At 39.7% G+C, this 12601-nt stretch carries 11 protein-coding genes; 2 read left to right on the top strand and 9 right to left on the bottom strand.

Going from position 1 to position 12601, the window contains the following annotated elements:
* The first annotated feature begins 187 nt into the window (after positions 1-187).
* Positions 188-1198 carry a LacI family DNA-binding transcriptional regulator gene (locus tag JR334_03120; protein ID QRN86229.1) on the top strand — a complete coding sequence of 337 codons (1011 nt, stop codon included), beginning with the start codon at positions 188-190 and terminating at the stop codon, positions 1196-1198.
* A 29-nt stretch (positions 1199-1227) separates the two neighbouring features.
* Here the strand turns inward: JR334_03120 and JR334_03115 are convergent, their stop codons facing one another.
* The 9 genes from JR334_03115 to amrB form a co-directional block, all read right to left on the bottom strand.
* Positions 1228-2553, bottom strand: coding sequence for a BMP family ABC transporter substrate-binding protein (locus JR334_03115; GenBank protein ID QRN86228.1), 1326 nt, complete (start codon positions 2551-2553; stop codon positions 1228-1230).
* A 144-nt stretch (positions 2554-2697) separates the two neighbouring features.
* Positions 2698-3708: a BMP family protein gene (locus tag JR334_03110; GenBank protein ID QRN86227.1), complete on the bottom strand. Its 1011-nt coding sequence runs from the start codon at positions 3706-3708 to the stop codon at positions 2698-2700.
* 49 nt (positions 3709-3757) lie between these two features.
* Positions 3758-4693: an ABC transporter permease gene (locus JR334_03105; GenBank protein ID QRN86226.1), complete on the bottom strand. Its 936-nt coding sequence runs from the start codon at positions 4691-4693 to the stop codon at positions 3758-3760.
* Between the two features lie 2 nt (positions 4694-4695).
* Positions 4696-5763, bottom strand: coding sequence for an ABC transporter permease (locus JR334_03100; GenBank protein QRN86225.1), 1068 nt, complete (start codon positions 5761-5763; stop codon positions 4696-4698).
* On the bottom strand, positions 5763-7286 hold the full coding sequence (locus tag JR334_03095; protein ID QRN86224.1) for an ABC transporter ATP-binding protein: 1524 nt from the start codon (positions 7284-7286) through the stop codon (positions 5763-5765). Before JR334_03095 ends, JR334_03100 begins: the two co-directional genes overlap by 1 nt.
* Positions 7287-7618: 332 nt before the next feature.
* Positions 7619-8776 (bottom strand): hypothetical protein, encoded by a 1158-nt coding sequence (locus tag JR334_03090; protein ID QRN86223.1) that lies wholly within the window; start codon positions 8774-8776, stop codon positions 7619-7621.
* A 172-nt stretch (positions 8777-8948) separates the two neighbouring features.
* Positions 8949-9827, bottom strand: coding sequence for an AmmeMemoRadiSam system radical SAM enzyme (gene amrS, locus JR334_03085; protein ID QRN86843.1), 879 nt, complete (start codon positions 9825-9827; stop codon positions 8949-8951).
* On the bottom strand, positions 9805-10356 hold the full coding sequence (amrA, locus tag JR334_03080) for an AmmeMemoRadiSam system protein A (GenBank protein QRN86222.1): 552 nt from the start codon (positions 10354-10356) through the stop codon (positions 9805-9807). Before amrA ends, amrS begins: the two co-directional genes overlap by 23 nt.
* Positions 10349-11191: an AmmeMemoRadiSam system protein B gene (gene amrB, locus JR334_03075; GenBank protein QRN86221.1), complete on the bottom strand. Its 843-nt coding sequence runs from the start codon at positions 11189-11191 to the stop codon at positions 10349-10351. Before amrB ends, amrA begins: the two co-directional genes overlap by 8 nt.
* Positions 11192-11434: 243 nt before the next feature.
* Here amrB and JR334_03070 point away from each other — a divergent pair, with 243 nt between their 5' ends.
* Complete coding sequence (locus JR334_03070; GenBank protein ID QRN86220.1) at positions 11435-12598, top strand: IS110 family transposase; 1164 nt, start codon at positions 11435-11437, stop codon at positions 12596-12598.
* Positions 12599-12601: the final 3 nt, after the last annotated feature.

Here is a 12601-nt window from a genome sequence, read left to right as displayed (position 1 = left end):
CCTCCATAATTTTTTTGATGTAACTAATTACATTAATAATACTCTGAAACAAGGTTCTTTTCCAGTCTAATCTAATAAATTCTATTGACCGATTTCTTCATTTGGAAAATGTAACCCTTTACATAAATAATGGTTCTTTTATATCTATTCTGTTACAATATTAGTAATAACGAATCAAAGGATAATTATGAATATAAAAGACATCGCCAAGCAGGCAGGCGTTTCCACCGCCACTGTCTCACGGGCTCTGAACAACCCTGAAAAAGTAAAAAAAGATACCTTGGAACGGGTTATGCGCATTATTGATGATAACCAATACAGTTTAAATCCATTCGCTCGCAATTTGGCCTCTCCTGGACGCACCAACAATATTGTAATGATCATTCCAAACCTGGTGAATCCGTTTTTCTTTGAGTTAGTCAAGGGAGCCGAATCTGTGTTTACTGAATATGGTTATTATTTGCATGCCCATAATGTGAATCAGCATCTAAACGACCCTGATCAGCTTTTCAAAGTTATCGATGACCTTGGTAATGAAGGCTTTTTTGATGGAATGATTGTAGCGGGTACTCTATTTATGAACTCACATTTTATACCAGGTATCCCAAATTTAACCAAACCAATGGTATGTATCAACCCCAATCCTGATATTAAGGAATTAGACAGCGTCTTGGTTGATGAACGTACTGGTATTTGGCTTACATTTGAACATCTTAAAAAAAGAGGTTACACCGATATCGGTATTATCCATGGAGGACATCATATAGAAATTACAAGGCATAAGTTAAAATATATAAGAGAACTTCTATCTGACTTTGATTTAAACTTAAAAGATGAATGGATCTATGAAAGTTCATTCGATACTATTGATGAGTCCTATCGGTTGATGACGAACCTTTTGCAATCTGGTCAAAAACTACCGCGAGTCTTTTTGTGTATCAACGACTTAATTGCCATTGGTATCAGCAGAGCGATACTAGATAAGGGTTATCGGATTCCCAAAGACTTTGCCATCATAGGCAGTGATGATATTTCTTTTTCTAAATATTTTAGCCCATCCCTTACCAGTATAAAAGTACCTACTGAAGACTTAGGTAAAACGGCAGCTCGAATTCTTTTGAATAAAATTTCTAACCCCAATCTGCCACCCCAAAGAATCTACCTTCCACCAACCCTTATTGTAAGAGAATCCTGTTAAAAAAAGCCGCATTAGCGACTTTTTTTATTTTACATATCCTTTTCACCAGGGATTTCTAAATTACCAGTAATAAACTCTTCCTTTATGGCCTGCTCTATAGCCAATACACTTTCTGGTAAATTTTGTTTTACATTATTATTCCAAAGTAGCTTGACGTATTCATCCTCAAAACCCACTACAATTCGTTCCCCATTATCAAACCTATTTTCTGAAATACTCCTTGCCACCATCATATATGTATTGGGCGTATCCTGAAACATGGAAGCTACTAGATAATCTGGCGAATAGGCTGATTGGTCGGAATCCTGACCAAATACGTAGACTTGATTTTCATCAGCAGCCTGAATCACGCCTAAACCTGTAGCATTTGCATTTCCATACAAAACATCAGCTCCAGTTCGAATCATTCTTAGTGCTTCTTCATATCCTGCTCTTGGATCATTCCAACTTCCAATATAGCTGATACTTACCTGTATATCTGGATTAATGCTTTTGGCGCCCAGCTTAAATCCAAGGAAGGTCTTGGATACGGAAGGTATATTCTCTCCACCGATGCAACCTAAAATATTGGTGTTTGTTAGCTTAGCAGCTACAGCTCCTGCAATATAGCTAACTTTTTCCAATTCGAATTCTATGGCTGTCAAATTATTGTTGATGTACTTTCCGCCATTGGTAATATAAATACTATCTTTGTATTTAGGAGAAATATCCTTAAAGGGTTCAGAATATTGGTATCCATGACCAATAATCAAATCATAGTTTTCTTGCCCATATTGATTGGCCTTCTCAATAATTTCTTCTTTGCTGACCACTTCCGTATAAATAACTTGGGCATTCAATTCCCTTTCAATCTGTAAGAGCCCTTGATATGCTGATTCTGACCATCCACCATCGGTAATAGTACTGGGAACGAGAAGGGCTACTTTAAAGACTCCATCATCACCTGCTAAAATTGTGCTAGGGTCTTCTTGTTCGGTTTCTTTATCAATGCCATTCACTGCAATAAAGGATAATACCAACACCATACTTATCATTACAAAGGCAATTATGCTTTTCAAATGTTGGGGGCTCTTGCGTCTTCTAATTTTTGGTATTTCTGTTTCTTGATTCTTTAATCTTCCGTATACATCATCATATATTGCATCATATTCTTTTTTCTTTTTGGAATCAATTAGGATAGTATACGCTTTATCAATCAGTTCTTTTCTCTGATCTGCATCCGTGGCTTCTGGCAAAATATCCTTCATCTTATAACGAAAGGCTAGCAATTTGTAAGATTCTTCAATTTCCTGTTTTGAAGCATTTCGTTCTACACTCAGGACTTTGTAGTAGTCTATGAAATGATAACGGTCCATATGCGGTTCCTTTCCTCTTTCTTCTTATCGATTATACCATTTTATAAGTCCACTATGAAAGATTTCCACAGAATAAAGTTATATACAATAAAGGACCCGAACATTGTTCGGGTCCCCTGTTTTACTTATGGTGTTTATCTAGAATCACCAGCCTTCGGTTTCACTTGGTACATAGATTTCTCCACTTTGAATCTTAGGAAGCAATTCATCATACAATCCAACTACATCTTCCGGAAGAGTATCTTTTACAGCGTCATTCCAAGCCCAGTATAAGCTCTCATCGTCTACTCCGGCTCTGATCTTGATGGTTTCTCCGTTTAGAGAATCATTAAGGTATCTTTCGCCAATTGCAATAGCAAAACCATTAAAGTCTTGTACTACAGAAGCAATTACCAAGTCAGGAGCTTCCGCTTTTTGGTCTTGAACCATTCCGAAAACATAAACGCCACGTTCTTTGGCTGCTTGAATTGAACCCAAAGAAGATTGGTTGGCATTGGTCCAAATGATATCTGCGCCGGCATCAATCTGAGCCATTGCAATTTCATACGCTTCGTTCATATCACTTGAGTCTTGGGTTGCAGCATACAATATTTCAATATCAGGATCAGTTGCTTTAGCGCCTAGTTCAAAACCTCTAGACGTTTTGGTGTAGGAAGGATATTCTCCACCCACAGTAAGGCCAACAACACCAGTTTCTGAAATGTTTGCTGCCATTGCACCCATGATGTAGGTTAATTCTTCAACCATGAATTCTACAGGCATTTGGTTTTCCGTTACAATATCTCCACCAGCGGTAAAGAAATATGTGTTGGGATAGTCAGCAGAAATTTCTGCAAACGGAGCTGCATACTGACCACCATGACCAATGATAATATTGAAACCTTCTTCAGCTAAAGAAACAGCTTCCGATTTCATAAGATCCGCGGTTCCAGCTTCTACGATAACAGCTTCACAGCCAAAATATTCTTTTGCTGCGTTGATGGCATTAGCACCAGTTTGTCCCCAACCACCGTCAGTCGGTGAAGATGGAAGCAATGTAGCCATTTTCAAATCTTCCGGTTCTGTAACCCTAACTGCACCTTCATCGCCACCGGCACAACCTACAACAGAGGCAAGCATCATCACTACCAATAGTACTGCAAATACTTTCTTCATTCAATTTCCTCCTAAATTTTATTATAAAGACAACCTTCGTTGTTCTCTATCAGGATTTTTCGTACGGTACACCCAAGGCACTCGGCGCCCCTACTTTGTTCTGACTCACTGCCAACACCGCTATTACTGTTGCAATATAGGGTATCATCATGATTACATTTCTTGGTATTTCCACACCAGTAATTTGAAACATGAGTTGCAAAGCAGTCGCTGCTCCGAAGAAAAGCGCACCGAACATGGATCCGATTGGGCTCCATTTTCCTAAAATAACGACAGCCATGGCGATAAAGCCACGTCCTGAGGTCATATCCTCACCAAATGATGAAGCTTGTGCAATTGATAGATATGCACCGGCGACACCCATCATGACACCTGAAAATAAGGTTGCCAAATATCTGACGTGAATTACATTTATGCCCAAGCTTTCCGCCGCTTTAGGATGTTCACCTGCTGCAATTACTTTGAGTCCTATCGAAGTCTTGTTGATTACAATCCATAAGACAATCACCATTATGTATGAGAAATAGACCAATAAGTTATGGTTGAAAAATACTGGTCCCAATATGGGTATTTTTGACAGTACCGGTATACTAACATTCGGAAAGCTTGCTGCGGCAATACCTTCATCAAAACGTCCCGTATTGTAGAATATTAACCGATACAAGAAACTACTGAGCCCTGCGCAAAACATGTTCAGTGCTGCACCAATGATGACCTGCTGTGACTTATACTTAATTGTGGTGACGGCAAATATTGATATAATGACCATTGAAACCAAAATGGCGACAATCAATCCATACCAATAGCCTCCTGCTAGCTTAGAACCAGCATATCCAGCAAAAGCAGCCATAAGCATGATACCTTCTACACCAATATTAATCAATCCTGATCGTTCTGAAATTACTAGCCCTAGAGAAGCCAATAATAGTGGCGTGGCCATGCGTACAGAAGAAGCAAGAAAATTTATAAATTGCAATTCTGACATGTTTACTCCACCTCCCTAGTTTTTGTCGTATCCTGGCTTAGCGTTTTCTTTATTTTTTTAGTAAGTTTTGTTTTATTCACGCTAGCCAAGGCAATAGCAATAATCATAATACCTTGGAAAATTTGTACAAATGAAGCAGATACACCAGCAGATCGTTGCATGGAAGTAGCTCCTGCATTTAAAAAACCAAACAAGAATGAACTGAATATTACCCCAATTGGGTTGGAATTTGCCAAAACCGCGATTGCAATACCAGTAAAGCCATATCCTGGAGAAATTCCTTCTAATAAGTAGTGAATATTGGCCAATTCTATCGCTCCGCCCAAACCAGCCAATGCGCCAGATATAAGCATGGTACCAACGATGGTTTTTTGAACATTAATACCTGCGACCTTTGCCGCACTCTTGTTAAGGCCAACTGCCCTTACTTCATACCCAATATAGGTTTTAAATAGAAGATAGAACAAACCAATAGCCAAGATAATACCTAATAAATACCCTAAATGTAATGGCGTACCAGGAATTAATGAGGGAAGAAATCCTTGTTTGGCAATCGCAACAGTCTGTGGTTCTGCTTGGCTAGTATCTCGAATAGGTCCACGGACCAAATACCCAATGAAATTGAGTGCAATATAGTTAAACATAATGGTGGTTATAACTTCACTTACATCATATTTAGCTTTCAGATAGCCAGGAATAAAGGCCCACAATGCACCGCCTACACAACCCGCTAGCAGCATCAAGGCGATCAATAAAAAGCCAGGAAGAAATTGTAAATAAAGTCCCACGAAGGTTGCAAATACGGCTCCCATGAGAAGCTGACCTTCCGCTCCAATATTGAATACATTGCCTCTAAAGGATATCGCCACAGCCAAACCTACATACAACAATGGTGAAGATTTATTGAATGTAGTCGTTATGGTTCTCAAATTTCTGAATGACGCATTCCAAATAGCTAGGAATGCTTTGCCCACATCATAACCTGCTACTAAAAGAATTAAAGCACCAATGGCTAAGGATATTGCGATAGCAATCGCAGGGTGAATCAGAAGTTTCAATCTATCTTTCATTATGCCACCCCTCCTTTTGCTTTCTTATCCTTGATACCACCCATAAGAAGACCAATTTCTTCAACAGGGGTATCCGGAGATACAATGCCGATTATTTCACCTTTATACATAATGGCAATACGATCACTTAAAGTAAGAATTTCATCTAAATCCGTAGAAACCAAAAGGATTGCTTTATTATTCTTTCTTTCTTCGATAATTTTTCCTCGTACAAATTCAATCGCACCAATATCTAAACCTCGGGTCGGTTGCAACGCAATCAGTACCTCTGGGTTTCTAGATACTTCCCTTGCCAAGATAACTTTTTGCTGGTTGCCACCTGAAAGCATTCCACCCGTTAATTCAATATTACGAGGACGAACGTCGAATTCTTCCACTAGACGTTCTGCTTCATCTTTTACCGTACCATAGTTCATCATCATTCCACTTCGATACTTTTTATCTCTTTGAGAACCCAGTATTAGGTTTTCCTTAATCGAAAAGTCTAGCACCAATCCCTTTTTATGCCGGTCATCCGGTATGTGTGCCATACCTAAATCCATCATGGTTCTCGGTACAGCATTGGTGGTATCTTGATTGAGTAGGCTCATACTGCCATGTTCAATCTTTCTAAGCCCTACGATAGCCTCACCCAATTCCAACTGGCCATTCCCATCGACACCGGCTATTCCTAAGATTTCACCTCTTGCTACTTCCAAGCTAAGGTTATTTACAGCCGGTAATTTTTTATCATTTAAAACGGTTATTTCATTTAGCTTCAGGAGAACTTCTCCTGGCTCTTGGTCTTCTATGATGCGATCAAGACAAACATCACGTCCTACCATGGCTTTCGCCAGAATATCTTGATCTGCTTCAGATACGTTTATTGTATCGACAACCTTACCTTCACGCATGATGGTTACACGGTCGCAATAATCTAATACTTCTTCCATCTTGTGCGTAATTAGAATGATTGAATAACCGCTATCTGTTAATTTCTTAATTGACGCAAACAGTTCTTCTACTTCATTTGGTGTTAAAACAGCAGTCGGTTCATCCAGAATAAGAATTTTTGCATCTCGCATTAGAGCTTTCAAAATTTCCACCTTCTGTTGCACCCCTACTGGCAGTTGCCATATAAAAGCAGATGGATCAACATTGAAGCCAAAACTTTCATTCAAGTCCGATACTCTCTTTTTAAGCTCATCCATCTTAAGAAACAATCCTGTTTCTTTCATACCCAAAAATATGTTTTGGGTAACACTGAGTTGTGGTACCAACATAAAGTGTTGGTGAACCATACCTACTCCGTGCGCAATTGCTTTGCTAGGATTTTCAACATCGACCAATTCACCATTGATCATGATATTCCCAGAATCACAACTATATAAGCCATACAGGATGTTCATAAGTGTGCTCTTTCCTGCTCCGTTCTCACCAAGCAAGGCGTGGATTTCTCCTTTTTTAAGATTGAAACAAACATTGTGGTTTGCTTTGTTGCTACCGAAAGCTTTACAAATATTGTTCAGCTCGATTACGTTCAATCTACTCCCCCCTTTTTATGCTCACTTAATTCTTTTGTAAACGTTTACATTTATATTTACTATTTTGCTATATTTAGAGGAAACTTTCCACCTTTTTTTTTGATATTCAGGAAATTTCTTTTGTTTCAGTCATTTATTTCTTTCAAATAACAGATATATACGTTTATCTTCTTTTATGTCCCTCTTTTTCATGTAACACCTGTTGCATAGTTAAAAAGAATGCTATCCTTTTATACCCAATACCCTGTTCATTCAAATTCAAAAAAATAAGTGTAGATTTAAAGACCATAACGGTTTTTAAATCTACACTCTACATTTATCTAGCAAGTCACTTATGGTAATTCATGTCGTAGTCGTGCGGCTACCCCATCTTTGCCTGGAATTCGTTCACTTGCAAGTATGACTACCCTCCCTTTTCGTTTTAATACTGCTGTTGCCAAATCATTCAGTACATCTGATTCTTCTAAATGATTCAACTCATTTTGCAAAATTTCTCCCGTTTCTTCATCCCATATTCCGAGGAAATTTGCTTTTTCCTCTAAAAACAAAATATCGACATTTCCTTCTAAAGTAGCTTGGGCTATATCGACCAAATTGTCTGTTGCTAATTCTTTCTTTTGTGCTTTGAAATAATCATCAAGCATCATATCTAGACGCTTTTGGTAAGCAGGGTACATTGCCTTCCAAGCTAAATCCTTTATTTGTTCTATTGAAAGATCCTGGTAGTGCCCTCTTATCCCCTCAGAAATTAATAGATTATTAGTGCTAATTTTTCTAAAGGCACCACTTTGTTCCTTATGGGATAAAAGTATAAGTGGCAATCCAGACTCGCGACTATATTTTTCTTTAATCAGGGCATCTATATAACGGAAATACCGCTCGATATCCTGATCCTTATCATCTTTTTTTGCCCCGTGCCCATGGAACATAGCAGATTCGCCACCACCCCCATAGGAGCCATGTGCAAGGTAACTCTCAGTATGTTCTTCTCCTAATACTTGATCCATAGTTACAGGAATATCCTCATCCAAGGGCAACTCACTAATTTGGTACCGATTTCCTTCAAAGATAGCAAATCCATCCAATCCAATACCCAAGATTTGAAAACGGTCTGCTGTTTGGAAATAGCGGATTAGAGGTCTTAGGTTAAGACTTTTAGCAACGTCTATTCTTGCAGCCATGCTATCAGCCAACTTGTAAACATAGCATTTTTCAGAAGAAGAAAGCACTGCTAATCCATCTAATGTCGTATTCCAAAATTCTCTGTCTTCTAGCAACTGTCGGAATGGTCTCAGACGCTTCTCTAACTCTTCTGAGCTGATTTTCTTTTTTAGGATTGATTCAATATCACGAAGCAAATTGCCAAACATGACCAAATCTCCCCTATTTTCCGGCGCGTGTCTGTGCGTAGGTTGATAAAGTGATATCATGATATCATTCTGCTCTAGCAATGTCGGTTCTGGAAATTCGTGCATTACTTGATACAACATATCCATAACACCTGCCTTTTCTATTGTATATCATACCACCCACACGGGTGTTGATATTTTTATCCTATATTAGTAATTATTCGTGAAGATAGGTTGGAATCCTTCTTTGCTCGATATTCCCCTTTTTCTAGCCATACAACTGGTTAGCAAGCCTCAGGGTCTTTCTAATTTCTTATTTCAGATTGCCGCTGTATACATATTTAAGTTTCTTTTTGGCTCTTCTCATTGCTGCATAGATGGCATCCGTATCCGTTGCCGGAATATGATTCATCTTATAGCGTGGGAAGAATCGTGATATATGCAACGGAAGATTTCGTGATATACCTGCTAGATAACTGAGTGTTTCATCAAATTCTCCCTCACTATCATTGAGTCCTGGTACCATTAGCGTAGTAATTTCCACATGGGTGGATTGAACAGCCAGTTCGATGGTACGCTTCGTTGCACATATATCCCCTTTTAGTGTTTTTCGGTACGTAGTTGGATTGATGGATTTTAAATCTATATTCATCGCATCAACATAGGGGAGCAGTTCTCGTAACGGTTCTTCTTCAATACATCCATTGGTAACCAACACCACAAGGAGATTATTTTCCTTAGCCAATTTAGCAGCTTCCAACACATATTCGTACCAGACGGTAGGCTCGTTGTAGGTAAATGCCAGACCGATGTTGCCCTTGCTTTTTTCTTGCCTTGCTATATTCACCAATTTACTGGCGCTAATATGGTTAGTTCGCAGCTTTCCCGGTTTAGCTCGAGAGAGCTCATAATTCTGGCAGTATGGACAGAACATATTACAACCATACGTTCCTGCGGAAAGAATGGTACTGCCTGGATGAAAACGTCGAAGAGGTTTTTTTTCGATTGGATCTAATGCTAGGGAAGCAACTTCTTCATAGTTTAAGGCCAACAACCTTCCTTCTTTGTTTTCCCGAGTATTACACAGCCCCATTTCTCCTACTTTGATATGACATTGGTGCGGACAAAGCAAGCAATGGGTACTATTGTCTTTCAGTTTCTGATAATATCTAGCTTCCTTCACATAAATCATCTTCTTCCACAGAGCAGCGTGTAACTTCAAACCGTTCCATTTCATATTTTTCATTCGGTTTTATTCCCGCCTTTTTCAAGGCAATTTCAATTTGCGTTTGCACACTGTCTACACCTTCTAGACAAGGCAGGAGTACACCACGTCGCCAAGCACTGCTCACAATCACCCCATAGCGCTTAACATCTAATTCTTCCACGCTAGCAACTGGTTCCGTCTCTGACAAGATGTCTACCGAATATGTTAAATTTTCCAATTCTTCTGCCTGTACTTTGGGAAACCGGGGATCATGGCTAGAAGCTTCTACAGCCATTTCTATGACTTCTTGGGCCAAAGAAGAACATGTTGGTTCCAAGGTTCCGATGCATCCTCTGAGCAAATGTTCTTTCTTTAGGCTGACAAAAACTGCTGCTTTTTTTTGAGATAATTGTTTTGGCAACCACTCGGGGATATCAATTTTTCCGTTTCCTCTAGCATAAGATTCCACGGCTTCCTTGGCTAAGCGCAAAATAGCTTTTTTTTCACTATTCATGCTTTTTCTCCTTACTTTGCTGGATGGCAGCAACCAAATAACCTACACCTAGTGTCCCTTCATAGGAGTAAATTTCACTTTCCAACTTGCACTCATGCATTGAACCCCATAGGGTAGCAAATGAGCGTGTCCCACATTCCGCCGCATCTTGCATTTCCTCAATTGTAATATTCATAAAAGTCTCTTCATCTAACCGTTCCACGATATCATAAAGTTTCTTGTCATAGCGTTTTCCAGCCTCATTATAGCCTGCTGGTGCCGATTCATTTAAGCAGTGTGATAAATCTCCACTGGCAAGGAATACTACTCGCTCTGAAGATTCCCGTACTGTCTGCCCCAAAATTTCACCAAAGCGCACCATCTGTTTGATGTCCTGGTACGGTGTCGGCAAATAGAGAATGGATATATTTTCAATCCTTTGCTGAACAAAGTACAAGGGGACCAATGCTCCATGGTCCAATCGTTCCTCTATAGAAAATCGTTTTTTTTCTTCTTTGTTTAAAAAACCAGCAAAGAACCCTTCTTTTTCACAAGCCTTGCATAAAGCACCCATCAGAACCATATTATGTCGGAAAATGAAACTAGGTTCTTTGGCCCCAAATGCAGAAAAGTCTCCTCCCAATATATCTCCATCTGGCAAGTAAAAAAAGTCTCTAAAGCTCTGAGCATGAGGTGTCGTGACGATGATGGTATCGGGTCGAAGTTCTGCAACCTCTTTTGCCATACGCTCCATCGCCTTTATGGTTTTCTGCACTCGTTTTCGCGTGATTCCACCAACTTCTGGAATAATGATGGGTGGATGGGGAACTAAATATCCCCGAATAATTTTTCCCATACTCTCTCCTTGTATTATGAACTTATAGCAAGCTATAGTTCAAAAGTATTTTGATATAATTTACATAGTGCTGTGGATTAGTGCTTTCTCCTATAGCTTTGACTATTTCGTAAAGGCTCTAACCACATCTCTATGTTTTTTTGTTAATGAGTTAGATAACACGTAGATGTTTTATCTCGGGCAAGGTTACATGACATAGATGCTTGTGGAGCGCAGCAACTTTTTAGTAAAGGATGTGTCACTATGATCTATGTTGGTATCGATGTCGCCAAGAATAAACATGACTGCTTTATTGTTGATTCGGAGGGTGAAATCATCCATAACGTATTCACCTTCAAAAACTCTCGCCAGGGTTTCAACCTATTACTGCAAACCATTCCTGACGTGAGTCACTCGCAAATACTAATAGGACTTGAAGCCACTGGACATTACAGCAATAATCTCATCAACTTCCTGACAGAAAACAATCTTCCCGTGATTATTCTCAATCCTCTGCAAACCAGTCTTTTCAGAAAAGCTCAAACGCTTAGAAAGACCAAAACAGATTCGGTTGATGCAAAAACCATTACTATGATGCTCAGAACAGGTGACTTCAAATCCCACTCACCTGTATCTTACCACCATAGAGAGCTCAAGTCACTTTCTAGACACCGATCGCGTCTTGTCAAAACCAGAGCTTCTTACAAAATGTCCATCACTAGATTGTTAGATATCGTTTTCCCGGAGCTCCCAGCCTTGGTCTGGTCTATCCATCAGGCTTCTGTCTATCAGCTCCTACTGGCTTTTCCTAACACTCGAGAAATTGCCGATGCTCACCTAACCAAGCTTACTCATGTCCTTAGTAAAGCTTCCCATGGACGTTATGGAAAAGAAGAAGCTGTAGCTATTCGTGATTCTGCCAGAACATCTATTGGCACATGTTCACCATCTTTATCCTATGAACTTAAGCAAACCATTCACTTGATACAAAACCTGCAGAACGAGATTAAAGAGCTGGATCAAATAATTGAACAGCTTGTTGGTGAACTGAATTCTCCCTTGCTCAGCATACCTGGCATTTCCCATCGGTTGGCAGCTGTCATCCTCTCGGAAATCGGAGACATCACCAGGTTTGAATCTCCCGCTAAGCTGCTTGCCTTCGCAGGGTTGGATCCATCCACACATCAGTCTGGCAAGTTCACAGCGACTCAAACCAGAATGGTCAAGCGAGGATCCCCTTACTTGCGCTGGGCCCTCTTGCAAGCCGCCAGGTTGATTGTGATGCGAGATGCGACCTTCAAAGAGTACTATAAGAAGAAACGTTCTGAAGGCAAACATCACTATGTCGCTCTGTCTCATACAACTAAAAAGCTGATCCGGGTCATCTTTAAACTATTGTCTAGCAACCAGAACTACGTCGAGCAGTAGTAA

This window comes from Clostridia bacterium (assembly GCA_016887505.1).
In the GTDB taxonomy this organism is placed as follows: Bacteria; Bacillota; TC1; order TC1; family UBA5767; genus UBA5767.
The sequence above is the reverse complement of the archived record's forward strand: the minus strand, read 5'-3'. Positions and strand labels throughout refer to the sequence as shown.